Origin of the sequence: Blautia pseudococcoides, from assembly GCF_001689125.2 — a bacterium.
In the GTDB taxonomy this organism is placed as follows: Bacteria; Bacillota; Clostridia; order Lachnospirales; family Lachnospiraceae; genus Blautia; species Blautia pseudococcoides.
Map to the genome: position 1 here is coordinate 1,667,097 of NZ_CP015405.2, position 25,470 is coordinate 1,692,566.

The window sequence follows — 25,470 nt, forward strand, 5'->3', positions numbered from 1 at the left end:
ACTTTTCTGAAGCCAAACCGCCTTGGGCGGTAGGATTTTTGCTTGCTGCGGGATGTGTTCTTACGGTTCTGCGGGAAGAAAAAGGCGGGGCACACGCTTGTTTATACAGCAGGCAAACTCGTAATTAAAGCGGCCAGAAAGCTCTCCCAGTTCCTCCAGCGTAATGCTCTCTTCCCCGTCCCGTCCAACTAATGTCACTTCGTCCAGCTCTTCCGCTTCCGGAATATCCGTCACATCCACCATAAACTGATCCATGCAGACTCGTCCTATGATCGGCGCACGCCTGCCGCGTATCAGCACACTGCCCTTGTTTGACAGCCCTCTGGCATACCCGTCCGCATATCCCACGGGAATGGTGGCAACCCTGGTAGGGCGCTTTGTGACAAATGTGCCGCCGTAGCTGATCTCCACGCCGGGTTCCACTGTCTTTATGTATACAACTCTGCTTTTGAGAGCCATAACCGGTTTTAAAGGCACCGGCTCCTTTTCCACCTCACCGGACGGATAGAGACCGTACAGAATAATACCTGCCCGCACGGCATCCATATTCGCCTCGGGAATACGGATGATACCCGCACTGTTGGAACAATGCTTCATAGGCACATGCAGCCCTTTTTCCTCTAAGGCCCGGACAAATTCCAAATATCTTTCAAGCTGTACATAGGCCGGTTCCCTGCCCGTCTCATCTGCCCTGGCAAAATGTGTGAAGAGCCCTTCCACGAAAAGCCCGGGCATTTCAGCGATTTTCAGGATCTCGGGTACATCGTGCTCCAGGTTGCGGTAGCCGATACGTGTCATGCCTGTATCCAGCTTAATATGTATCTTTACTGTTTTATTCAGCCGTTTTGCCGTGTCCGATAAATCTTCAGCCATCTTTCCGGTAAAAACGGTGGGACGGAAGTCGTTTTCAATGATCGTCTCGTAATCTTCCATGAAGGTATATCCAAGGATCAGAATGGGTTTTTCAATTCCGCCTTCCCTGAGTGCAAGTCCCTCTTCCACACAGGCTACAGCAAAGCCCCAGATATAAGGCAGGGGTTCTATATGCCTGGCAATGGGAAGTGCACCATGTCCATAGCCGTCCGCCTTCAGTACGGCTATGATTTTTGTATCCTTGCGGATATGGCTCTTCATACTTTCCAGATTATAGGAAACCGCATCCAAATCTATGGAAACGTAAATCCTGCTTGGTGTCTTCATAAAACTGTTCCTCTTTTCTTCAAGATTTCCGTTGTCTGTGTAATCATATCTCCGGCTATCATACTGTACTCTCCCTTTTGGGAAGCTGCCAGATCCCCTGCCATCCCATGGAAATAAACACCCAAAGGCGCTGCCTCTTTTGCCGTAAGGCCCTGGGCCAAAAGCCCCATCAGGATTCCGAAAAGCACATCTCCGCTTCCCGCTGTTGCCATTCCGCTGTTGCCGGAAGTGTTGATAAATATCTCCTCACTGCCGTCGGATATGACGGTACGTGAATCTTTGCACACTACGGTCAGGTGATATTTCTGTGCAAAACGCCTTGTCAGGTAAAGGGGGGCTTCCTTCCACTCTTTGACAGAGACCCCGGAGATTCTGGAGAACTCACCGAGATGGGGGGTTATGAGGATAGGTGCCGGATACTGTGTCAGCACCTCCATCCTGCCCGCCAGCAGATTCAGCCCGTCCGCATCAATCAACAGCGGTTTACCGCCCTCGGCCAGTATGGTGTAGAGAATATCTTCTGCCTGCTGTCCTGTGCCAAGTCCCGGTCCTACTCCGATCACATCAGCCCAGGTAAGCCCTTCCTGTATCTGTTCTTTTTTGATCTCCTCATCGTCATAGAAGCTGTACATAGCCTCCGGCAGCATTGTGGTCAGTACCTGCCTGTTCTCCTCCCTGGTATGTACCTTGATCATGCCTGCACCTGTCCTGAGTGCTGCACAGGCAGAGAGATACGCTGCGCCGCTGATATCACGGCTTCCGGCTGCCAGGAATATCTTCCCATAGGTTCCCTTGTTTCCATCCGGCTTTCTTTCCGGGATCCGGTACAGATCTTTCTCCTCACAGCGCAGTACAGACAGTTCAAAATCGTTCCGGGGCAGTTTATAGATCCCGATATCAGCAGTCCTGACCTTTCCCGCATAGGAAGCACCCGGATAGAATAACAGCCCCGCCTTCTCATAGGCAAAGGTCACAGTCACGTCAGCTTTCACTGCGCAGCCCAGCACCTTTCCCGTATCCGCGCTGATACCGGAGGGGATATCCACTGCCATGATCCTGGCCTCTGACCGGTTCAGGGCTTCGATGGTGTCTCTGTAAATTCCATCCACTTCTCTGGACAGTCCTACACCAAAGACAGCATCTACTATAGTAGTATATTCAGCAGGTACGGCATTCTTGACAAAGGATATGTGATAATTTTCCGCAATATTCACTTGCTTTCTCATTTCTTCTGTATAATGATCCTTTTTTCCAAGGATACAGATATCTGCCGAAACCCCTGTCACATGAAGCATACGGGCCACAGCTACGCCATCCCCACCGTTATTTCCGGTTCCGCAGAGTACCAGAACCTTTTTAAGCGGAAATTTTTCCTCCAGGAGGGCCTGGTACACACTCAGGGCTGCCCGTTCCATAAGGACCAGGGATGGGATCCCGATCTTGCGGATGGTATAATCATCCAAAAATTTCATCTGTCCGCCGGTTACGATTTGTTTCATGTCATTCACTCCTCTCTTTTGCCGGTATCAGCAAAAAGGCCGCCGCAAAAGTCCCGCAGCAGCCTTTTCTTACTTTTTATGTTCCGTCACATAACAATTCAGATTATAAGACAATCGCATGAGGCTCTCGGATAGATGTACGTTTTCCACAATAACATCCTCCGGCACCTCCAGATCCAGATGTGCGAAATTCCAGATGGCCTTGATCCCGTTTTCCACCAGCAGGTTCGCTGTCTCCTCCGCATTATTCTTAGGCAGAGTGAGCGCTGCTATCTGAACGTCATTATCCTTCAGATACTGGGGAAGTTCATCCATCATAAGAATTTCGTTGCCTCGTATGGAGATGCCTTTCAGAACCGGATTCACATCAAAGATGCCTACAACCTTAAACCCGCGTTTTTCAAACTGTACATAATTCGCCAGAGCCTGGCCCAGATTACCGGCTCCGATGATGATCATGTTGTGGGTCCGGTCAAGTCCCAGGATCTTACCTATTTCCGTGTACAGGTACTGCACATTATATCCGTATCCCTGCTGCCCAAAACCCCCAAAATTATTCAGGTCCTGGCGGATCTGGGATGCCGTCACGCGCATTTTGGTACTCAGCTCATTTGAGGAAATACGCTCCACACCATCTTCCAAAAGTTCTCCTAAATATCTGTAATATCGGGGAAGTCTTCTGATGACTGCTTTTGATATGCATTTTTCGTCCACGACTTTACCCTCCTTATGTCTTAGTTTTCTGTTTCATATAGGAATATTATATATAATTGTTAAAATAAAGTCAAATACAATTCCAGTTATTGTTGTTTTTATCTGTTGTCAAATTCTGAATTTCAGATATAATAGGAAGGGTGAAGCAAAAATCCCACGGCCAAAGACCATTCCCAGTGGAATTTTGTCTATGACTGTAAGAGACAAAACAGTTACACCTAAAGATAAAGGAGATTCTTAAATATGATACTGGCATGTCAAAATATTGAAAAATCGTTTGGAGGCATGAATTTGATCCATGACGCCTCCTTCCATATAGAGGAACGCGAAAAAGCCGCCTTAGTGGGCATCAACGGAGCGGGCAAATCCACACTACTGCGCATTATCATGCAGGAGATTCCTGCGGACAGCGGGGAGGTCATCTTATCCAGAGGCAGGACCATCGGCTACCTGGCCCAGCACCAGGAGCTGGACAGCGCCCTCACCATCTACGATGCCCTGCTGCAGGTCAAACAGCATATTCTGGATATGGAGCTTCATATGCGGGAAACGGAAAAGCAGATGAAGCACGCTTCCGGGAAAGAACTGGAACACCTGATGGAGACGTATTCCCGGCTGACCCATGAATTTGAAATGGAAAACGGCTACGCATATAAAAGCGAGCTTGTGGGCGTGCTGAAAGGGCTTGGCTTTCCTGAGAGTGACTTTGAAAAAGAAATCTCCACTCTGTCAGGAGGGCAGAAAACACGTGTGGCACTTGGACGCCTGCTTTTGTCAAAACCGGACATCATCCTTTTGGATGAGCCTACCAACCATCTGGATATGGATTCCATTTCCTGGCTGGAGACCTATCTGCTGAACTATCCGGGAGCTGTCCTGATCGTATCCCATGACCGGTATTTTCTGGACAGGATCGTAACCAAAGTTATTGATATTGACAACGGAAAGGTAAGCTCATTTACCGGAAATTATTCTGCTTACAGTGAGAAAAAGGCCCAGCTTCGCAGGGATGCCTACCAGGCGTATCTGAACCAGCAGCAGGAGATCAAACATCAGGAGGAAGTGATCGCCAAATTAAAACAGTTTAACAGGGAGAAATCCATAAAGCGGGCAGAAAGCCGAGAAAAACTGCTGGATAAGATTGAAGTCATAGAAAAGCCCACAGAGGTAAACGCTTCCATGCGTATTTACTTAAAGCCCCGTATGGAAAGCGGAACGGATGTACTGACAGTGGAACATCTCACAAAATCCTTCCCCTCTCTCCCCCTCTTTTCGGACCTGAATTTTTCTATCAAACGGGGGGAACGGGTAGCGATCATCGGAAACAACGGAACAGGTAAGACCACCATACTGAAAATCTTAAACGAGCTGGTTCCCGCCGACGCCGGGGTCTTTCATCTGGGAAGCAAAGTACACATCGGATACTATGACCAGGAGCACCATGTACTCCATATGGAGAAAACCATCTTTGAGGAGATCTCTGATGATTTTCCAAAGCTCACCAACACAGAGATCCGCAATCTGCTGGCAGCTTTCCTCTTCACCGGAGATGATGTGTTTAAAAAGATCTCTTCGTTAAGCGGCGGGGAACGGGGACGTGTATCCCTGGCTAAGCTCATGCTGTCAGAAGCCAACTTTCTGATCCTCGATGAGCCTACCAACCACCTGGATATTATGTCAAAGGAGATTCTGGAGGATGCCTTGTGCAATTACACCGGAACTGTGCTGTATGTGTCTCATGACCGGTATTTTATCAACAGGACAGCCACCAGGATCCTGGAGCTGACTAACAAAAGTATGGTGAATTACATCGGCAATTATGATTACTACATGGAAAAAAGAGAGGAACTTACCCGTATCTATGCACCTGGCCAGGCGGAGGAAGAAACTGCGGAATCTGTCTCTGCCACAAAGCTGGACTGGAAACAACAGAAAGAGGAACAGGCACGTCAAAGAAAACGCGAAAATGATTTGAAAAAGACTGAAGCAGAGATTGAACGCCTGGAAGCCAAAGACAAGGAGATTGACGCCGAGATGGAGAAGCCGGATGTGGCGGTCAATGTGGCCGAATGCGTAAAGCTGGCCAACGAAAAAGCCGAAATCGCACAAAAACTGGAAGAACTCTATGAAAAATGGGAAGAACTGGCATAATGCCAGTTCTTCCCGTTTTTCCTGTTATAAGGGCAGGTCCCGCTTGCTGAACCGTATAATTCCGATTCCCATAAGTAAAATCCCCGCCAGATACAAAATACCGCACATCATCCATGCTTTTCCGTCACCTGCGCTCAGACCGTCTATGTCAAACAAAGTCACAGGTGTGGCATATTTTACTTTCTCAAATCTGTCTCCAACCTGCGATATCATCTGCACAAGGACCGAATATACTACTATGGCTGTGCTGACTGCAGAGGAAGTTTTTGACTCATTGCTGAAACAGGAAGCACAGAAACATGCACCGCCAAAGAATACAAGCATTCCCAGCAGACCCACATTGATCCGGATAAACGCTGCTGTTTCCATTTCCCCGGGGAAAAGCACCTCACTGACAACAAGTATCAGGCAAGTCACATAAATGACAATGACAAGCAGGGACACCAGCATGAAAACACACTGTGTCATCATGATTTTCCAGCGTTTGGCAGGTACCGCCAAAAGGTAAGCCATGGAGCCGTTGTCCACGTATTTGGCTGCCAGTCTGTTTGAGAGAATTATGATGAATACCGCCGGGAAAGCCACATACAGCATTCCGTATAAGTATCCTGATACAAATTCCAGCAATGTCTGGCCCACATCAGCCATGCCAAATGCCGCGAACAAATCCGGCATGCTGTCAGCCATCATTTTCAGGCTGTCTCCCATTTCAGGATTGAACATCATAGTGATCATACTGCCATAGACACTGAGAACCGCAAGAAAGATGACGAGCAGCAGCCAGTTTGATTTGATCTCTTTTTTAAATAACGTAGCATTCATGGTCGTGCTGCCTCCTCTCCGTAAAAATGCATGAAAAACTCTTCCAGACTCTGTGTGCGCACATCTAAATCTGTTATCGTATACGCACTGGCCTTTTTCAGGAAAGGATCAATATTTTTTCCCACTTTGGCAGTCACTGCTTTTCCCCCGGCCTGATAAGAGACCTCAGGAAATGCAGCAGCGAACGCTTCCGCCATAGCTGGCTCCCGGAAAGTGATCTCTATCACTTTCTGTCTTCCCTCTTTTAATTTTTCAATTTCCTCCACCGCAACCAGGCGCCCGTCACGGATGATCGCGGCACGGTCACAGGTTCGTTCAATCTCCTCAAACATATGGGAAGACATAAGTATGGTTTTTCCTTTTTTCTTCTCTGAAAGGATCAACTCTACAAACCGGTTCTGCATCAAAGGGTCCAGACCACTGGTCGGTTCATCCAGGATCAGGATGCTTGCCAGCGGATTCATGAATGCACAGACGATTCCAATCTTCTGCTTCATGCCTTTTGACATTTTCTTCAACTTGCCGGAGGGATTCAGTTCAAACATTTTCATTAATTCCTGAGCCCGGCCCAAATCTCTCATTTTCTTCATCTTTGCCACAAAACGGATAAATTCCATTCCTGTCATAGAGTCAATAAAAGCAATTTCCCCGGGAAGATATCCAAGGGATGTCTGGATTTTATCCGCCTCCTTAAAACAATCCATATCCAGGATAGACAGGCTGCCGCTGTCAGGCTTGATAAAGCCCATGATCTGACGGATCGTTGTGGTCTTCCCGGCTCCGTTTGGGCCTAAAAATCCAAGTACCTCTCCTTGTTTCACCGAAAAACTCACGTCAAAAACACCGCGGTTCTGTCCATAGTCTTTTGTAATATGGCTGATTTCTATTACGTTCATATTTCTTGCCTCCTTCCAACCATTTCTGTCAGATACTCCTCTTTGTATGCGATCCGCTTCAGCATTTCCGACCACTTTCTGAATTGCTGCATCAATAAATCCGCATCTACCGTATCGGTATAGAACATTCTATGATGCATATATCCGTCAGTAAGCCAGAGAAGCATATGCAGTATCTCTCTGGGTTCTGCATCCTCCCTGAACTTTGTCATATCTACATTTTTGCAATAGTCCTCAAACATATTTGCAATCTGGTTTTTCATAAAGGAATTCATTGCCTCCGATACATCCTCCCTGGATGTAAAAAATGCCCGGACGCTGAATTCCATAAGATAGGGGAAATCAGAGAGAATGCGGGCTTTCTTTTCGGTTGTGTAAGCCAATAACTCGAAGAAATCCGTAATTTCAAAAAAACGCAGATCCAAAAGACGTGAACCCACCTTTTCAAAGACATACTCAAACAGATACATATACAGCTCTTTTTTGTTCTTAAAATAATAAAACAGCAGTCCCTTTGAGATCCCGGCTTTGGCGGCGATCAGATCTGTAGATGCACGTTTATATTCACAGGTGCCGAAAACCTCCAGTGCCGCATTGACGATCGCATTCTTTTTTTCCTCTGAAAGACTGCTAAGTTTGTCCTCCATATTGAGCCCCCTTTATGTACTTTACCGATTCGGTTAATACCCATTATAAGAAATTGACTCAGATTTTCAACCCCTGTCTGAAAACTTTTTATAAAAGAACAAGTCCATGTAAGCAGGGACTTATACTCTCTTACATGGACTTGTGAAATGAATTAAGCTTATTTTTATGCGTATAAAGCATCCAGATTTTTTCTGACAGCCAGGATAAATTCACGGCTGTTCAGCACAGTCGGATTCTCCAGTGATGTGATCAGCGCAAGGTCTTTTGTCATCTCGCCTTTTTCGATCGTAGCAAGCGTGGCCTTTTCCAGACGGTCAGCAAATTGGCAGAGGCTGCTGCTTGCGTCTAATTCTCCCCGTTTTCTAAGTGCGCCTGTCCAGGCAAAAATAGTTGCCACGGAGTTGGTGGAAGTTTCCTCACCTTTCAGATGTTTGTAATAGTGGCGCTGCACGGTTCCGTGTGCTGCTTCATATTCAAAATATCCGTGAGGGGATACCAGAACAGAAGTCATCATAGCCAGAGAACCGAAGGCAGAGGATACCATATCACTCATAACATCCCCGTCATAGTTCTTGCAGGCCCAGATAAAGCCCCCCTCTGCTTTCATGACACGTGCCACTGCATCGTCGATCAGCGTATAGAAATATGTAATACCGGTCTTCTCAAAAGCTTCTTTGTATTCTTTATCGTAAATATCCTGGAAAATATCCTTAAAGGTATGGTCATACTTTTTGGAGATGGTATCCTTGGTGGAAAACCATACATCCTGTTTTGTGGAGAGCGCATACTCAAAACAGCTTCTCGCAAAGCTCTCAATCGAGTCTTTTAAGTTGTGCATCCCCTGTGCCACACCGGCACCTGTGAAATTGTGCACCAGTTCTCTTTTCTCTGTGCCGTCAGCAGAGGTATAAACCAGCTCCACTTTTCCCGGTCCCGGAACGACCATCTCCGTATTTTTATAGACATCTCCATAGGCATGTCTTGCCAGGGTGATGGGTTTCTTCCAGTTTTTTACGCAGGGTTCAATCCCCTTTACTACAATAGGAGCACGGAAGACGGTACCGTCCAGCATGGAACGGATGGTACCATTGGGGCTTTTATACATTTCTTTTAAGTGGTACTCATCCATACGCGCCGCATTGGGTGTGATGGTTGCGCATTTAACTGCTACTTTGTACTTCTTTGTGGCATTGGCCGCATCCACTGTAACCTGGTCATTTGTCTCATTTCTGTATTCCAGTCCCAAGTCATAATATTCTGTATTGAGTTCCACATATGGCTCCAGCAAATCCTCTTTGATCATTTTCCAGAGGATTCGTGTCATCTCGTCTCCATCCATCTCCACTAAAGGTGTTGTCATTTTAATTCTTTCCATTGTTGTCCTTCTCCTTTCCGTTCTTCCTGCAGAATTTCTTCCAGATTATAATGCTTCAGATTCTCAACCGTATTAAAAATATGCCTCGCCGCCACCTGTTCCGCTAAATCTGCATCCTTATTTTTTATGGCTTCCAATATTTCTGTGTGCTCGTTGCCTGATTTATTCAGGCGCATACGGTTCATGATGGATACCTGCCGCACACGCTGTACATACTGATGGAAATCAGACAGTGTGTGGGAAAGCATCCGGCTGCCGGAGGCTTCATAGAGAAGCTTGTGGAATTTGCCGTCCATCTCACAGACTTGCTCATAATGTTCTTTTTTCGCGTGGTAGTCTGACAATACGATGGCTTCCTCCATGGCTTCTAACTGTTCCGGTGTTATATTTTCCACGGCCATCCGGGCACAGAGCCCTTCCAGCCGGGAACGGATCAAATAAATATCCGTTACATCCCTTGCGGATATTCCGTTGACAAAGGCTCCTTTGTTTGGCACCAGGCGCACCAGCCCCTCCAGTTCAAGCTGTCTAATGGCTTCCCGCACCGGAGTTCTGCTGACTCCCAGTTCTTTTCCAATGGTGCATTCCACCAGTTCATCTCCCTGCTGGTAATGGCCTTTCAGAATATCAGAACGAATCTTGTCAAATACCTGGCCCCGCAGGGACTTCTCTCTAACTGCCATTTTACTTCCTTCCTCGCTTATGCCTTATAAGGTTATATGCAATCTCCTGCAGCTCTCCTCAATGACGGATATTAGCTCCTCGTCTGTCAGGACTGTGACACGTCCCTCCTCATACTGGGCATCCACCCAGACTTTTATCATCTGCACCAGTTCACTGTTCTTCCGTACCTGGCTCTCACCCGAAAGGCGGTAGTGGTTGTTGATCCAGTGGGCAATACCTGCCAGGCCTGAAGTGTTGGAAACAGCCACCTGAGGCGGACGGCCCAGGAATTTATCCGTATCAAAGATATTGTAGATTTCCTCGTTTTTCAGCAGACCATCTGCGTGGATACCGGCCCTTGTCACATTGAATGCGCTTCCCACAAACGGTGTAGTGGAGGGAACCTTGTATCCAATCTCTTTTTCATAATATTCTGCAAGCTCTGTGATGACCCTTGTATCCATGCCATCCAGGGAGCCTTTGATCTGGGCATACTCAAATACCATGGCTTCCAGGGGGGTATTGCCGGTTCTCTCACCAATACCGAACAGGGAACAGTTCACACCGCTTGCGCCGTAGAGCCATGCGGTTGTGGAGTTGCTCACAGCTTTGTAAAAATCATTATGGCCGTGGAACTCTATCAGCTCAGAGGGGATTCCGGCATGTGTCAAAATACCGTAGATAATACCCGGTATGGAGCGGGGGATCACAGCACCGGGATAGTTGACGCCATAACCCATAGTGTCGCAGCACCGCACTTTGATCGGTATGGAATACTCCTCCATCAGTTTGTTCAGCTCCAAACAGAAGGGGATCACATAGCCGTAGATATCGGCTCTTGTAATATCCTCCAGATGGCATCTGGGGCTGATCCCTGTCTCCAGGCATTCACGGATCACACTCAAATAGTGCTCCATGGCCTCTCTTCTGGTCATTTTCATTTTATAGAAAATATGGTAATCCGAACAGCTTACCAGGATACCTGTCTCCTTAAGTCCGATGTCCTTTACCAGTTCAAAATCTTTTTTGCTGGCGCGTATCCAGCTTGTGACTTCGGGGAATTTATACCCCCGCTCCAGGCATTTATATACGGCGTCTCTGTCCTTTTTGCTGTAGAGGAAAAACTCGCTCTGACGGATCCTTCCGTTTGGACCTCCCAGTTTGTGCAGGTAATCAAAGATGGTCACAATCTGCTCAGTGCTGTAAGGAGCTCTTGACTGCTGCCCGTCGCGGAACGTGGTGTCAGTGATCCAAATGTCATCCGGCATATGGTGGGGCACGATCCTGTCGTTAAACGCAATCTTTGGTACCTCTGTGTAGGGAAACAGATTGTGAAATACATTCGGCGTCTGTACATCCACCAGGGGATACATATGCTCTTCCAGTTCCAGTAAATTTGTATGGTAATTCATTCTGACAGCTCTGTTTATCATTTTCGTCACTCCTCATCCTAACTTCCGGGATATCCCGGCATCACATTTTCAATATGCTATCACTTTATCCTAATGAATTTCTTGTATCATTGTATACAATGATACATTATTTGTCAATATAAATTTTCAACTCTTTTCGTCATATAAAAAATGCTCTAACTGAAAAAGCCCCCAACCCTGCAGGTTGTGGGGATAACCTAAATCCTTTGCTGTCTGCATGAGTCTTTTTTTGACTTGCAGATTTGTCAGGGCGGGATCTTTTTCAAGAAGCAGGGCAATCCCTCCTGACACCATGGGCGTGGACATGGAGGTACCGCTTTTCACTGCATAGGGCATACTGCCGCTTCTGTTGGCGCAGGAAACAATGGCATTGCCCGGTGCCACAATATCCGGCTTGATAATACAGTCACAGGTAGGCCCTCTCCCGGATATGCCCTGATGGCGCACCAGCATATCCGCAGAACCTACGGTTATGACCTTCCGGCTGCTTCCGGGAGCTGTGATGCTCCCCTGCCCCGGACCCATATTGCCTGCTGCTGCCACAACAATAAAACCATCGTCCCAGGCGGATTCCACTGCATGGATCAAATCCTGGTGAGATTCTTTTTGTGTGGTGCCCACGGAAATATTGATGATCCGGATATTGTACTTTATCCTGTTTTCCTTGATCCAGTGCAGTGCTTCGATGACCTGCTCTTTATTGCCATTGCCGCTCTCATCCAGCACCTTCACTGCAATGATATCGCAGCCAGGAGCCACGCCTTTGTATTTTCCGTTCAGCGCAGCCCCGTTTCCGGCCAGAATACCGGCCACGTGTGTGCCATGCCCATTGTCATCATAAGGGAAGGTTCTCCCGTGTACCATATCCAGAAAAGCACGGATCCGGCAGTCGAAATCTATATGAGGATAAATCCCGGTGTCCAGGATGGCGACACCTATATTTTTTCCAGTAAGCCATTTCTGCATCATTTCTCAAAGCTCCGTATATTAGTTCTTCTTTATGGTATTCAGAAAACAGCTTTACTGCCAATATTTTCCCGGCTTTCCTCATAGACTTATTAAAAACAGACAGTATGGAAATTTTATGGCCACAATAAAGGAAATGATTTTATCTGAGGACTATGCAGATTATATCCTCCCCATATATCCGCAGTTTCTGGATGATTACCGGCAGTACGGTGCCCAGCTTTTCAATAACTATTATGGGATGATCCATAGGCTTCTTCCCTCCTCAGATATCAGAGACTACTATTCAAACGGGCTTTTTTACAATACAGTCCCGAATCTCTATTCACTTTTGGATACCGTCAATCTGGAGGTCTCAGGGATCACCACGGTTCAGAACCAGCCTGCCCTCAATCTGAAAGGACGGGGAATTCTCATCGGCTTCATTGACACGGGAATTGATTACACCCATCCGGCATTCCGGCGTTCAGACGGAAGCAGCCGTATATACGGACTGTGGGACCAGACCATCCAGAGTGGTACGCCGCCATATGAAATGCTGTATGGAAGCGGGTATACAAATGAAGATCTGAATAACGCGCTGGCTTCGGAAAATCCGCTGGAACTTGTCCCCTCCCAGGATACCATTGGACACGGAACATTTCTGGCCGGCACTGCCGCCGGAAGCAGCATACCCGAAAATGATTTTATCGGAGCGGCCCCGTCCAGTATGCTGGCAGTGGTAAAGCTAAAAGAATCGAAAAAGTATCTGAAAGAACTCTTCTACCACACAAGCGACAACCCTGTTTACCAGGAATCAGACATTATGATGGGAATCCGTTATCTTCTGTTTCTCTCCAATGAACTGCAGGCACCGCTGGTCATCTGCATTGGCCTGGGTTCAAACCAGGGAGCTCATTCAGGACAATCTGCCCTGGCAATATCCCTGACCTTATCCGCCAATTACTGGGGGGTCTACTCTGTTGCAGCCGCAGGGAATGAAGCGGGGAAGGCACATCATTTCTTCTCGGACGCACCTGCACCCGATACCAGCGTGACAGTGGAGATACTGGTTCCAGAAAATACCAGGGGATTCACCGCAGAGTTATGGGGTGCTCCTCCAGAAATCTATTCCGTGGGGTTTGAATCTCCCCTGGGAGAAGTCATCCAAAGGCTGCCTACCAGGATCAATTACACAGATACCATACAGTTTGTATTGGAAGATACAGAGATTTTTATTGCCTCAGAACTGATCCAGACTGTATCCGGGGATCAGCTGATATTTTTCCGGTTCTCAAATCCAACGCCCGGCGCCTGGAAGATCAAGGTTTATTCCAGCAGCAACAATGCGGGGAACTTCCATATCTGGCTTCCGGTCTCTGGTTTTATGCAGCCGGACGTCACATTTTTAAGACCTGATCCCAACACCACCATTACAGCCCCCTCCGCCGCACAGGTTGCCCTCACTACATCTACTTATAATGGATACACTAACAGCCTGTTCGTCAATTCCAGCAGGGGATTCACCCGCACAGGCATCATCAAACCCGATATAGCGGCTCCCGGTGTAAATGTCCCCGGTCCGGCTCCGGGCGGCCGTTTTACCACCATGACAGGCTCCTCCGTGGCGGCGGCGATCACTGCCGGCGCCTGTGCCCTGGTGATCGAATGGGGCGCTAAAAGAAATCCGCCCAAAATTTTTAATAACGCAGAACTTAAAGCCCTTTTCATCCGGGGAGCCAGGAGAAGCCAGGTGCAGCTTTATCCCAACCGGGAATGGGGATATGGCGCTCTGGATGTGTACCGGATCTTTTCGGTCTTCACAAATATTTAAACTTTTTTCACACAAAGATGCACCAATTCCTCCCCGGCACATATCATGTAAGTGTAATCAAAATTCTTTGGAGGATACAAAATGAGTGATTTAGCTGCTACAAACTGTGGTTGCGGATGCGACGATAACTGTGGAGGAGGATGTGGAGTTTCCCGTGGATTCGGCGGCGATTGCAGCTGTATTATCTGGATTCTTCTTCTGCTTTGCTGCTGTGGAAATGGAAACAGCGGCTGTGGAAATGATTGTGGCTGTGGCGGCGGCTTCGGCGGCGACTGCAGTTGTATCATCATCATCCTGCTGCTTCTGTGCGGATGCGGCGGAAATGGATTCTGCTAATCTGAATAGAGCATAAAATACCAGTGTGGGGCTGCTGTAAAGCAGCCTCATCTTAGAAAAGCCGGGGTGATGAGCCCCGGCTTTTAATTTGCTTACATTTCTTTTGCTTTCCTGTTTTCCCAATTCAATTTTCTTTTTTCTTCCGCCTCCATGGCTCTTTTGGCTGCCAGTTGCTTTCTTTTTACACAGTCCATATCTATTTCATAAATGGTGTTGTCTTCCTCCACCAGTCTGATTTCATGCTGTTCCATGTTTAAACACTCCTTTCCCTATTATACTATGGCAGAACTGGTTTTTCGTCATATCCTGTATAGTGGAAACATAAGGTTTAAAAAGCGGAAGTTTTGGAAGGAGCGAGAATGGAAGAACATAATATTCTGGACGAAATGATATCGGAGGATCAGGTAGAAATTCTAAAAGCGGCCATGCCTTATCTTCCGGCGCAGGGCCAGAGGCTTATATCCGTCTATGCTAAATTTCTGGAGTTATCCAATACCATACGTCTTTTCTCACGGCCGCAGGCAGATATGCAGATGCATGCCCAGGAACAGGTCAATGCAGACCCACTGGAAATGCTTTCAGCCTGCAGTAAAGTATGCAGCGGGCCGGCAAAAGAAAGAATAGAGAATCTCATCAATACCATGGCTATGCTGCAGCTCTTCGAGCTGGCACAGGATATGCCGAAACAGTAAACGGAGGTAAATATGAATAATCAGAATTACAGGCAGAATTTCAAGAATCCTGCCGGAAAGCCCGGGGCAGACGAAACACAGCAGCCCAATCACCGCCAGGGCGGTTTAAACAAGACCAGCTTCCGGCAAAATGGTCCCGGTTATCCCCAGGGAAACCAGCAGCCCTACCACGCCGGCCCGCAGCCCGGTTCCCAGACAGAATCCACGGCTTATCCGAACAACTCCCCGTCTGGCTCCCCGCCATTTCAGAACCGGCCTCAGCAGGGCAGTACGTCCCGCCCAAATAGTTCCCAGCAGGGCAATACATCTAGTCAAAATAGTCCGCAACAGGGAAATACATCTAATCAAAATAGTCCGCAGCAGGGAAATGCCTCCTATGCTAACCCCAATGGGACGCAGCAAGGAATCCCGCCTTATCCAAACGGCCCGCAGCAGGGAACTCCGCCTTATCCAAACGGCTCACAGCAGGGAACCCCGCCTCACCAAAACGGCTCACAGCAGGGAACCCCGCCTTACCAAAACGGCCCGCAGCAGGGAACCCCGCCTTACCAAAACGGCCCGCAGCAGGGAACCCCGCCTTACCAAAACGGCCCGCAGCAGGGAATTCCCCCATACCAATCCGGGCCGCAGGCATACGGGCAGTACCAGCAGAATGCACAGCAGCAGGGAAATACGCAGCAGCAGAGCAATTCACAGGATAACTGGATGAACAATCCTAATCTGAAAGGCATGGACCCCGAAAAACTGAAAATGCTCAACAATATAGCAAATCAGGGCAGTCAGAAGGGAATGAATGAATTGATGCCCTTTCTCATGTCAGCAGTTTCACAGAACAAAAGTCAACCCGGGGGACTTGATTTTTCGCGTCAGGAGATGGACACCATAATAGAGGTATTAAAAATGGGAAAATCACCGGAAGAGGTATCCCGCATCAACCGTATGATGCAGATTGTTAAAATGATGCATTGATATAACCAGGCAGCAGGTCTGCGCATTCGTTAAAAACAGCCGTCCGGCATACAATACCGGACGGCTGTCTGTACAGCAGCTATTCTCTTACGGTCAGCGTCTTAACAACACGGACCTGCTGAACCGTTACGCTTTCTCTTCATTGCGGCGCTCAAAGTTTTCCAATATGCACTCTCTTAAAAGGATCAGCGCATACGTTGCTGCCTGCTCCCTGATCTTGCTGCGGTCTCCGCCAAAGTGGAATTCCCGCACCACGGTCTTTCCTTTTAAACAGCATCCGATAAATACCGTACCCACAGGAGCCTGCTCTGTACCGCCGTCCGGCCCGGCAAATCCGGTAATGGAGACTGCGGCATCAGAGCCTGTGACGAAGCATCCGCCTTTTGCCATTTCCTTTGCACATTTTTCACTGACTGCCCCATATTCCTTCAGGGTACTTTTCTTTACCATGACGTATTTTCTCTTAGCCCGGTTGGTGTATGTGACGAATCCTTGTTTCAGTACATCAGAAGCACCCGGTACATCCACGATCCTGGCTGACAGGGCACCGCCTGTGCAGGATTCTACTGTGGTCAGGGAAATATCCTGGTTTCGGAGCAGGTCCACCACCGCACACTCCAGGGATTTGTCCTCGTCGGTGGTGTAGATATTGGCGCCAAAGCGCACCTTCAGTTCACGCACCACCGGCTTGATCAGCTTTCTTGCCGCTTTATCATTTTCCGCCTTGGCTGTCACACGCAGGTGTACCTCCCCGGTCTTGGCGTATGTGGCTATCGTCGGGTTAGACTGCTTCTCGATCAGATCCGCAATATCTGTCTCCACCTGGCTCTCACCAATACCGCAGACCTTGACCATCTCGGAAGCGATCACCTCCGGCTGCTTTTTCCTGAGATAAGGATAGATCTTATCCTCAAACATGGGGATCAGTTCGTTTGGCGGGCCGGGAAGCAGGATCAGAATGGTTTTGTTTTCCTCCATGATGATCCCCGGTGCAGTTCCGTTTTCATTGTCCACTGCAATGGCCCCCTCCGGGAGAAGTGCCTGCTTCCAGTTGTTTTCTGTGATCTTGGTGCCCGGATGGCTTCTCACATAGTTTTCCATATAGGCCTGAATGCGCTCTCTGGAGTGTTTATCCTCTGCCAGCTTTTTCCCCATAACCTTTGCAGCCACCTCTTTTGTCAAGTCATCTTTGGTTGGCCCGAGGCCGCCGCAGAGGATCACCACATCCGAACGCTTTACCGCCGTCTGGATCGTCTCCTCCAGGCGTTTGTCATTGTCACCCACAATACTCTGATGATACATAGAAAGCCCAAGGGCGGCACATTTTTTTGCCAGGTAGGCCCCATTCGTATTCACGATATTGCCCAGCAGCAATTCTGTTCCCACACATATTAATTCCGCTGTCATAAGTCTCTCTCCTTCCCAGGCAGCATAGCCGAAGTTTCTCTTCCTTTAGTCCTGCATGCTTAAAACACTTTTATTCTTCAAAATATAATCCACAAGAGAAATCAGGGTGAGCGCAACTGCGATTACCACAAAAATCTGGATCAGGATCTGGAATGCCTGATTCCTTATATCCATGATCATAAGGATGATCATGATCATCTGTGATACGGTTTTGAATTTGCCCCAGTAGCTGGCAGCGATCACTATGCCGTTGTCCGCGGCCACAAGTCGGAAACCGCTGATGATAAACTCACGGGCTATAATAACGATGGTGATCCAGGCCGGCAGTTCACCCAGGCCGGTAAAGCAGATCAGAGCGGAGCAGACCAAAAGCTTGTCTGCCAGCGGGTCCATAAACTTGCCGAAGTTTGTCACCAGATTATCTCTTCTTGCCAGATATCCGTCCAGGGTATCCGTGAGGCTGGCAATGATAAAGATAGCCAGAGCGATCCATTTCCCGGCATCCCCTGCAATATCATACATTAAAAAAGCCACAAAGAACGGAATCATAACAACTCTTGCGATGGTCAGTTTATTCGGTGTATTCATCTTTTAACTCTCCTATCAAATCATATTCCAGAGCACCGGTTATATGCACCGTGCACAAGTCACCTGAGATAAGCTCGGTATCCGTGTTGATGAAAATATATCCGTCCACACCCGGTGCGTCACCGTACGTGCGTCCCACATAAGCATTTTCCTCTGCCACCCTGCCTTCGATCATGACCTGGACTTCCGAATGGATCTTATCTTGGCCTTTGTCCAGGGAAATCTCCTGCTGAAGCTCCATAAGCTCTGCCTGGCGTTCCTTTTTCACTTCCTCGTCGATCTGATCGGACATACCAGCCGCAGGGGTATCCTCCTCCGGGGAATAGGTAAAGACGCCCAGCCTGTCAAACTCCATCTCATCAATAAAGTCCATCAGCTCCTCGTGTTCCTCCTGTGTCTCACCCGGAAATCCTGTGATCAGTGTTGTGCGCAGTACAATATCGGGAATCTCTTTTCTCAGAACCGTGACCATATCCACAAGCTCCTGCCTGGTGGTACGCCTTCCCATGCGCTTTAAGATCCTGTCATTACAGTGCTGAATGGGCAGATCCAGATAATGGCAGATCTTCGGCTCCTCCTTCATCACCCGGATCAGGTCAGGATAAATCTCTTCCGGATAACAGTAGAGAACCCGGATCCAGGCAATACCCGGAATGCGGCACAGCTCTTTTAAAAGCTTGTGCAGTGATTTCTCCCCGTACAGGTCACAGCCGTATATGGTTGTCTCCTGGGCCACTATGACCAGTTCCTTCACGCCCTGCTCTGCCAGGTATCGGGCCTGTTTTATAAGTTTTTCCATGGGTACACTGCGGTATCTGCCCCTGAGCTTCGGGATAATGCAGTAGGTACAGTGCTTGTCACATCCCTCTGCGATCTTCAGATATTCATAGTATCCTCCTGTGGTGATCATTCTCTTTGTCTCCACCTCCGGCAGATAGGAGGTATCCTTGAATTCCAGATATTTTTCCCCCTCAAAGGCCTTATCCAGCGCTTCGATGATACCATCAAAGCTTGTGGTCCCCAGAACAGCGTCCACCTCTGGAATCTCCCCTATGATCTCCTCCTTGTACCGCTGCGCCAGACAGCCTGTCACCAGCAGAACTTTCAGTGTACCTGTCTCCTTATACTTTGCCATTTCCAGAATGTTGGAAATGCTCTCCTCTTTGGCATCATGGATGAAGGCGCAGGTGTTGACAACGGCCACATCAGCCTCTGTCTCATCATTTACGATGGTATAGCCATGCGCCACGAGCATACCCAGCATTTCCTCAGAATCCGCCAGGTTTTTGTCACATCCAAGAGATATAAATAAAACTTTCCTCATGCATACTCCTTGTCAGTAATGGTAGAAAGGACTGCCCGCATCTGGCGGCAGTCCCCGTATCCTTCATAACAATAAAAAGTCCGCCAAGCGTACTTTTTATCATATCTTAGTTTTCTTCGGTCCCTTCTTCTTCCTCAGGTTCTTCGGGCATGATCCTCACCTTGCCCTGATAGATCTCTTCCACGGCTGTGGAAAGAGGCTTCTTACCTGAAGAGTGTACCATAGCCTCGCGGCCCGCGATCAGCTGTCTGGCCCTCTTGCTGGTAGCCAGTACGACAGAGTAACGGCTGGTCACTAAAGGTTCGTCCTCAATATTGCCCTCCTCGTTGATTGCGTCCATTAATTCTGTGTAAGACGGATGTATCATATCTCATTCTCCTTTCGCAAATACTGCTACTTCACTAGTTATTTTTTCTATAAAAGGTCCACTGTTTTTCACAGTGTTGTGCTGGCTTTGAATAATACCGTGCAGCCTGTCAACGCATTCTTCCAGATCATCATTGATGAGCACATAATCATAACACGGCATTCCCTTTGCTTCCTCAGATGCTCTGCGAAGCCTGGATTCTATCACTTCCGGAGTCTCTGTTCCCCTGTATGTCAGGCGGCGTTTCAGCTCCTGGGCCGTGGGGGGCGTGACAAACATCAGCAGGGTATCCGGCATTTTTTCTTTTACCTTCAGTGCGCCCTGGATCTCAATTTCCAGGATCACATCCCTGCCTGCTTCCAGCTGCTTTTCCACATATGCCTTTGGTGTACCGTAATAGTTTTCCACATACCGGGCATATTCAATCAGTGCATCCTGGGAGATCAGCTCCTCGAACTCCTCTTTTGTGTGAAAAAAGTATTCCCTTCCATGCTCCTCGCCGTCCCGCGGTGCCCTGGTGGTCGCGGAAACAGAAAGGGAATAATTGTTATATTTCTCCAGCAGACGCTTCATGAGCGTCCCTTTTCCCGCACCGGAAAAACCGGATACCACGGTTAAGATTCCTCTGTTATCCATCCTGTTCCCCTTTTGTATCATTCTCATAAAACGTACCAAAACGTTTTGCAATGGTCTCCGGCTGCAGTGCCGATAGGATCAGCATATCACTGTTGGTGATGATCACTGCTTTTGTCTTGCGGCCCTGTGTGGCATCTATGGATCTGCCGGATTCCTTTGCTGACTGCACCATCCGCTTAATGGGCGCCGCATCCGGGCTAACAACTGCCACCACTTTATCTGTGTTCACCACATTACCAAAACCGATATTGATCAATTTGGACATAGTTTTCCTGCCTTTATTCAATGTTCTGAATCTGTTCCCGGATTTTCTCTATCTCTGTCTTCAAGTCAATGGCAAGATTAGAGGTTTCCAGATCATTGGCTTTCGACAAAATGGTGTTGGCCTCCCGGTTCATCTCCTGGGCAAGGAAGTCAAGCTTTCTGCCGATGCCGTCCTGGGTTTCCAGTACATCCTTCATATGGGAAATATGGCTCTTTAAGCGCACCGTCTCCTCATCCGTGCAGATCTTATCCGCGAAAAGGATCACTTCCGCCGCAATGCGGCTCTCCTCTATCTGGGTATCCTGCAGAAGCTCTCCCACTTTTGTCTCCAGCTTTTCCCTGTACTCCCGCAGGATCTCAGGGGAACGTGCCTCCACCTGCTCTACTTTGCTGTACATGCCGTCAAGCTTCTCGAGAATATCGCTCTTTAAATGTCCGCCCTCTTTGACCCTGGTATCCACAAACTGCCGGGCAGCTTCCCTTAACACTTCCTCCAGGGAACTCCACAGTTCTTTTTCATCCACTGTCTGCTCTTCCATGGTGAACACCTCCGGGCAGCTAAGAAGCCTGGACGCTCTTATGTCATTTTCCAGATGAAATTCTTCACTCATCTGTTGTAAGTATTCTAAATATTGTCCTGCGATCTCCCTGTTGTACTTTACGGAAACACGGGACTGGGTGTAGTCCTCATAGGTGATGAAGAGGTCTACCTTGCCGCGCTGGAGATATTCTTTCAATACGGCACGTATGGAAGCCTCAAAACTACTCAGCTTTTTGGGCATGCGCATATTGATATCCAGATAACGGTGATTTACGGATTTCATTTCAACCGTAACTTTTTTTTCTGCGTCAATCACCTCGGCTCTTCCAAAGCCTGTCATGCTCTTTATCATGTCTTTCTCTTTTCTGCTGTTATTATTTGCACATGGCATATACCTGTTACTATTCACAGTGACAGTTCCGCGGGGTATCTTGCAAAGCAAGATCCCGAGTCAGTCAGCGCCGGAATGCAATTTATTGCATTCTGTGTGCATCGCGAATCGTAACATAAACATACATGGTTATTATAAAGCAATCACAATTGCCAGTCAAATCTTTTTTTTATTTGCTTTGTGTTTCCATTTCGTATATAATCGTGATAGTGGAATCGGAAGGAGAATTTATATGGCATTTGACGGTATTACCATTGCAAATATAGTAAAAGAACTAAATGACACCATTGTAGGGGGTAAAATCAACAAGATTGCCCAGCCTGAGGCGGATGAGCTTATCCTGACTATTAAAAATAACAGGACCCAGTACAGGCTGCTCATATCAGCCAGCGCGTCCCTGCCCCTGATCTATTTTACGGAAAAAAATAAAGTAAGCCCACTCACCGCCCCCAATTTCTGTATGCTGCTGCGCAAGCACGTGGGAAGCGGCAAGATCACGGCTGTGACACAGCCCGGGCTGGAACGTGTCATAGAAATAAAAATAGAACATTTAAATGAACTTGGAGACCTGTGTTTTAAGACCCTGGTGGTGGAGATCATGGGCAAGCACAGCAATATCATTTTCCTCAATGAGGAGCGGATGATCCTGGACAGCATCAAGCATGTATCCCTGAATATAAGCTCTGTCAGGGAAGTCCTTCCGGGAAGGGATTATTTTATTGTGCAGACCCAGGACAAGAAGAACCCTCTTACCGTCACAGAGGAAGAATTTTATCAGACCGTATACCGGAAGCCGTCCAATCTTACAAAAGCCCTCTATACCTCCCTCACAGGACTGAGTCCTGTGGCGGCGGAGGCGATCTGCGCCCGCGGGCTGGTGCACGGAAGTGACCCGGCAGACGGGCTTGGGGTACAGGAAAAGGAACAGGTATTCCGGTCATTCACACGTTTTATGGAGGATGTCCGGGAAGGGCATTTTACACCCAATATCGTATATAGCCCATCCGGAGAGCCTGTGGAATACGGAGCTGTCGCGCTGACCCAGTATACAGATTATACTGTTAAGACGTATGACTCCATCTCCCAGGTTTTGGAGCAGTTTTATGCCCAGAAAAATATCATCACCCGTATCCGCCAAAAATCAGCCGACCTGCGCAAAATCGTGCAGACCGCCCTGGACCGCAACTGGAAAAAATTCGACCTGCAGACAAAGCAGATGCAGGACACCAAAAAAATGGATAAATACAAAGTCTACGGGGAACTGATCAACACTTACGGCTACAACCTGGAGGAGGGCTGCAAATCCTTCAAAGCATTGAACTATTACACCAATGAGGAGATCACCATCCCCCTTGACCCCACCATGACACCCCAGGAGAACGCAAAGAAATACTTTGACAGGTACAACAAGCTGAAACGCACGGCTCAGGCCCTGAAAGAACAGCTTGAAGATACGGAAAGTGAGATTCGCCACCTGGAGTCCATACAGGCTGCCCTTGATATTGCCCAGCAGGAAAATGATCTGTCTCAGATCAAAGATGAACTGACGGAATACGGATATATTAAAAAACACTATACCGGCGGCAAAAAGAAAATGCAGGCAAAATCAAAACCCCTGCATTATATCTCCAGCGACGGCTATCACATGTTTGTGGGAAAAAACAATTACCAGAATGAGGAACTGACCTTCAAATCTGCCACAGGCAATGACTGGTGGTTCCATGCAAAAAAAATGGCCGGTTCCCATGTGATCGTAAAATCAGGCAGTGAAGACCTGCCTGACCGCACCTTCGAGGAGGCGGGCCGTCTGGCAGGGTATTACTCCGGCGGACGCACTGCGCCCAAGGTAGAGATTGACTATATCCAGAAAAAACATGTCAAAAAACCAAACGGCTCCAAACCGGGCTTTGTGGTGTATTACACCAATTATTCCCTGATCATTGAACCCGATATCACCGGGATCACGCAGGTAGACGACTAAAAGCAGTCAGGGTCCCTGCGGTAAATGACCTCCCCGTCTTTTATGGTGGACAGGACCCTGATCTCTCTTATCTGCATCTTTTCCTTCTCCAGGGGATTTTCTGACAGGATCACAAAATCAGCCCTCTTTCCCGGCGCAATGCTGCCTCTCTCCCGCTCCTCAAAATACTGGTATGCTGTATGCAGGGTGACAGCCTTCAGCGCCTCCTCCACAGAGATGCGCTCCTTACTTCCAAGCACTTTTCCGTCCTTTGTACAGCGGTTCACAGCGCACCACACGGTTTCCAGCATATCCGGTTCAATGACCGGAGAATCCTGGTGGAAGGTGTAGACAACGCCCTCTTTTTGGGCGGAAGCTGCCGGACTTATATGGGAAGCGCGCTCCATGCCGAAATTGGCTGTATGGATATCTCCCCAGTGGTACACATGTGCGGCAAAGAAGGAGGGGATCATACCCATGGCCTTTACACTTGGTATCTGGTCAATTCCAAGAAGCTGCGCATGTATCATAACCGGGCGGATATCAGCGGGAAGTACACTGCTATCCATGGAAACAGCCTTTTCAAAAGCCCGGATATACTGTTCGCAGGCCGCATCTCCATTGCAGTGGGCCAGTAGCTGCATGTGTTCTTCCATGGCCCGGCGCACAAAAGTGAGGACCTCTTCCTCTGTGTGTACCGGATATCCCCGGTATCCCGCGCCTTCCTCTCCCGGTGTATAAGGAGTCCTCATCCAGGCTGTCCTGCCCTGGGGAGAACCGTCCAGAAAGATTTTGTATCCCCCGATCTTAAAGTGGCGGAAAAATCCTTCTCTGTGTTGTTTCATGGCATCCAGAAATTTTCCTGTGCCTTTTATGTCCAGATATCCCACTATATCCAGCTTCAAAATCCCGGCACTTATGATCCCCTGATAAAGAGGAAGCATCTCCTCCACCATAAAGCCCTCCTGAACCAAGGTGATTCCGTGGGAGGCATATCTTTCCTGCGCCTTTTTTACAGCCTCCATAAATTCTTTGGGTGAGGGAAGCGGGATTTTTTTCTGAAAGGTAAGGAATGCATTCTCCTCCATGTACCCTGTGGGGATTTGGCTCTGCACTGCAATTTTTCCCCCCGGTATTTCCAAAAGGTCTCCGGTCCCGTCCATGGGAATGCCTAACTGCCTGAGGGCCTCTGTGCTAAAGACCCCCATATGGCCGGACTGGTGCTGGATGACCAGAGGATTGTCGGGTGCTGCCTCATCCAGAAGACGCCTGTCAGGATGGGATCTCTCCTCCAGAAAATTGTGGTCATATCCTTTTCCCACCAGCCATGTCCCTTTTTCTATGTGCCTGCTGCTGATATAGTTCTTTATGCGCTCCGCAATCTCCTTGAAACTTCCCGCACCATCCAGTGAAATCTGCAGTTCCCCGTTGGCACAGGCCATAAAATGGCTGTGGGCATCCAAAAAGGCCGGCATCATGGTCCTTCCTTCCAGGTTTATCCTCTCTGCATCCGGGGAAGCAAAAGCCTCCACAGCCTCTTTCTTTCCCACCGCCGCTATTTTATTGTCCCTGACAAGTACCGCTTCCGCATACATCTGCTTTTCCATAGTCAGGATCGTTCCATTCTCATATAGTTTCTGTCCCATTTTCATACCTCCGGGTCTATAAATTATCTTCTTCCACCTCTTCCATAACCTGTGCAAAATGTTTTGCCGCTTCTTCTATTTTACCCCGGTCCCTTGTATTTAACACCATTTCAAATTTCTGTATTTCATATTCCATCCGCCGTCTGTTATCACCCACAGTCTCTTCAAA

Annotated in this window: 25 protein-coding genes; 6 read left to right on the top strand and 19 right to left on the bottom strand. The window is 48.2% G+C overall.

Annotated features, from left to right (window positions below; genetic code table 11):
• Positions 1-60 precede the first annotated feature (60 nt).
• The 3 genes from alr to A4V09_RS07875 form a co-directional block, all read right to left on the bottom strand.
• Entirely contained in the window at positions 61-1,200 is a 1,140-nt protein-coding gene (alr, locus tag A4V09_RS07865) for an alanine racemase (protein ID WP_065541861.1), read from the bottom strand.
• Positions 1,197-2,699 (bottom strand): bifunctional ADP-dependent NAD(P)H-hydrate dehydratase/NAD(P)H-hydrate epimerase, encoded by a 1,503-nt coding sequence (locus A4V09_RS07870; RefSeq protein WP_065541862.1) that lies wholly within the window; start codon positions 2,697-2,699, stop codon positions 1,197-1,199. The genes alr and A4V09_RS07870 overlap by 4 nt, the downstream gene beginning before the upstream one ends.
• A 69-nt stretch (positions 2,700-2,768) precedes the next feature.
• Positions 2,769-3,413, bottom strand: coding sequence for a redox-sensing transcriptional repressor Rex (locus A4V09_RS07875; protein ID WP_065541863.1), 645 nt, complete (start codon positions 3,411-3,413; stop codon positions 2,769-2,771).
• A gap of 243 nt (positions 3,414-3,656) precedes the next feature.
• Here A4V09_RS07875 and A4V09_RS07880 point away from each other — a divergent pair, with 243 nt between their 5' ends.
• A complete protein-coding gene (locus A4V09_RS07880; protein ID WP_065541864.1) occupies positions 3,657-5,564 on the top strand; it encodes an ABC-F family ATP-binding cassette domain-containing protein in 1,908 nt (635 codons plus the stop codon).
• Positions 5,565-5,588: 24 nt separating this feature from the next.
• On the opposite strand, the gene A4V09_RS07885 is transcribed toward A4V09_RS07880, so the two are convergent.
• From A4V09_RS07885 to A4V09_RS07915, 7 genes are all read right to left on the bottom strand, one after another.
• A complete protein-coding gene (locus A4V09_RS07885) occupies positions 5,589-6,386 on the bottom strand; it encodes an ABC transporter permease subunit (protein ID WP_065541865.1) in 798 nt (265 codons plus the stop codon).
• Complete coding sequence (locus A4V09_RS07890) at positions 6,383-7,282, bottom strand: ABC transporter ATP-binding protein (protein ID WP_065541866.1); 900 nt, start codon at positions 7,280-7,282, stop codon at positions 6,383-6,385. Before A4V09_RS07890 ends, A4V09_RS07885 begins: the two co-directional genes overlap by 4 nt.
• Positions 7,279-7,929, bottom strand: a complete 651-nt coding sequence (locus tag A4V09_RS07895) for a TetR/AcrR family transcriptional regulator (RefSeq protein WP_065541867.1) — start codon at positions 7,927-7,929, stop codon at positions 7,279-7,281. The genes A4V09_RS07890 and A4V09_RS07895 overlap by 4 nt, the downstream gene beginning before the upstream one ends.
• A 164-nt stretch (positions 7,930-8,093) precedes the next feature.
• Complete coding sequence (locus A4V09_RS07900) at positions 8,094-9,305, bottom strand: NADP-dependent isocitrate dehydrogenase (RefSeq protein WP_065541868.1); 1,212 nt, start codon at positions 9,303-9,305, stop codon at positions 8,094-8,096.
• A complete protein-coding gene (locus A4V09_RS07905; protein WP_065541869.1) occupies positions 9,287-9,988 on the bottom strand; it encodes a GntR family transcriptional regulator in 702 nt (233 codons plus the stop codon). The genes A4V09_RS07900 and A4V09_RS07905 overlap by 19 nt, the downstream gene beginning before the upstream one ends.
• 24 nt (positions 9,989-10,012) lie before the next feature.
• A complete protein-coding gene (locus tag A4V09_RS07910) occupies positions 10,013-11,401 on the bottom strand; it encodes a hydroxymethylglutaryl-CoA lyase-like TIM-barrel protein (RefSeq protein WP_065541870.1) in 1,389 nt (462 codons plus the stop codon).
• Positions 11,402-11,527: 126 nt separating this feature from the next.
• Complete coding sequence (locus A4V09_RS07915; protein WP_065541871.1) at positions 11,528-12,370, bottom strand: S8 family peptidase; 843 nt, start codon at positions 12,368-12,370, stop codon at positions 11,528-11,530.
• Between the two features lie 115 nt (positions 12,371-12,485).
• Between A4V09_RS07915 and A4V09_RS07920 the strand changes: the two genes are divergently transcribed.
• Positions 12,486-14,180 carry a S8 family peptidase gene (locus A4V09_RS07920; protein ID WP_065541872.1) on the top strand — a complete coding sequence of 565 codons (1,695 nt, stop codon included), beginning with the start codon at positions 12,486-12,488 and terminating at the stop codon, positions 14,178-14,180.
• A gap of 81 nt (positions 14,181-14,261) precedes the next feature.
• Positions 14,262-14,516, top strand: a complete 255-nt coding sequence (locus A4V09_RS07925) for a chorion class high-cysteine HCB protein 13 (protein ID WP_084043477.1) — start codon at positions 14,262-14,264, stop codon at positions 14,514-14,516.
• Positions 14,517-14,608: 92 nt separating this feature from the next.
• Here A4V09_RS07925 and A4V09_RS24280 read toward each other — a convergent pair whose 3' ends face one another.
• Positions 14,609-14,767, bottom strand: a complete 159-nt coding sequence (locus tag A4V09_RS24280; RefSeq protein WP_157123471.1) for a hypothetical protein — start codon at positions 14,765-14,767, stop codon at positions 14,609-14,611.
• Between the two features lie 108 nt (positions 14,768-14,875).
• On the opposite strand from A4V09_RS24280, the gene A4V09_RS07930 reads away from it, so the two are divergent.
• Both A4V09_RS07930 and A4V09_RS25250 read left to right on the top strand, forming a co-directional pair.
• Positions 14,876-15,208, top strand: a complete 333-nt coding sequence (locus A4V09_RS07930; RefSeq protein WP_065541874.1) for a hypothetical protein — start codon at positions 14,876-14,878, stop codon at positions 15,206-15,208.
• Positions 15,209-15,220: 12 nt separating this feature from the next.
• A complete protein-coding gene (locus tag A4V09_RS25250; RefSeq protein ID WP_242964023.1) occupies positions 15,221-16,177 on the top strand; it encodes a hypothetical protein in 957 nt (318 codons plus the stop codon).
• A gap of 126 nt (positions 16,178-16,303) precedes the next feature.
• Here the strand turns inward: A4V09_RS25250 and A4V09_RS07940 are convergent, their stop codons facing one another.
• The 7 genes from A4V09_RS07940 to A4V09_RS07970 form a co-directional block, all read right to left on the bottom strand.
• On the bottom strand, positions 16,304-17,584 hold the full coding sequence (locus A4V09_RS07940) for a competence/damage-inducible protein A (RefSeq protein ID WP_065541875.1): 1,281 nt from the start codon (positions 17,582-17,584) through the stop codon (positions 16,304-16,306).
• A 45-nt stretch (positions 17,585-17,629) separates the two neighbouring features.
• A complete protein-coding gene (gene pgsA, locus A4V09_RS07945; protein ID WP_065541876.1) occupies positions 17,630-18,172 on the bottom strand; it encodes a CDP-diacylglycerol--glycerol-3-phosphate 3-phosphatidyltransferase in 543 nt (180 codons plus the stop codon).
• Positions 18,156-19,496 carry a 30S ribosomal protein S12 methylthiotransferase RimO gene (gene rimO / locus A4V09_RS07950; RefSeq protein WP_065541877.1) on the bottom strand — a complete coding sequence of 447 codons (1,341 nt, stop codon included), beginning with the start codon at positions 19,494-19,496 and terminating at the stop codon, positions 18,156-18,158. Before rimO ends, pgsA begins: the two co-directional genes overlap by 17 nt.
• A gap of 106 nt (positions 19,497-19,602) precedes the next feature.
• Positions 19,603-19,863 (bottom strand): DNA-directed RNA polymerase subunit omega, encoded by a 261-nt coding sequence (rpoZ, locus tag A4V09_RS07955; RefSeq protein WP_065541878.1) that lies wholly within the window; start codon positions 19,861-19,863, stop codon positions 19,603-19,605.
• A gap of 3 nt (positions 19,864-19,866) precedes the next feature.
• Complete coding sequence (gmk, locus tag A4V09_RS07960) at positions 19,867-20,499, bottom strand: guanylate kinase (protein WP_065541879.1); 633 nt, start codon at positions 20,497-20,499, stop codon at positions 19,867-19,869.
• Entirely contained in the window at positions 20,492-20,764 is a 273-nt protein-coding gene (locus tag A4V09_RS07965) for a DUF370 domain-containing protein (protein WP_065541880.1), read from the bottom strand. Before A4V09_RS07965 ends, gmk begins: the two co-directional genes overlap by 8 nt.
• A gap of 13 nt (positions 20,765-20,777) precedes the next feature.
• A complete protein-coding gene (locus A4V09_RS07970) occupies positions 20,778-21,656 on the bottom strand; it encodes a YicC/YloC family endoribonuclease (RefSeq protein ID WP_065544692.1) in 879 nt (292 codons plus the stop codon).
• 271 nt (positions 21,657-21,927) lie between these two features.
• Here A4V09_RS07970 and A4V09_RS07975 point away from each other — a divergent pair, with 271 nt between their 5' ends.
• Positions 21,928-23,676, top strand: a complete 1,749-nt coding sequence (locus tag A4V09_RS07975; protein WP_065541881.1) for an Rqc2 family fibronectin-binding protein — start codon at positions 21,928-21,930, stop codon at positions 23,674-23,676.
• On the opposite strand, the gene A4V09_RS07980 is transcribed toward A4V09_RS07975, so the two are convergent.
• Positions 23,673-25,301 (bottom strand): amidohydrolase, encoded by a 1,629-nt coding sequence (locus A4V09_RS07980; protein WP_065541882.1) that lies wholly within the window; start codon positions 25,299-25,301, stop codon positions 23,673-23,675. The genes A4V09_RS07975 and A4V09_RS07980 overlap by 4 nt on opposite strands.
• Between the last annotated feature and the right edge of the window lie 169 nt (positions 25,302-25,470).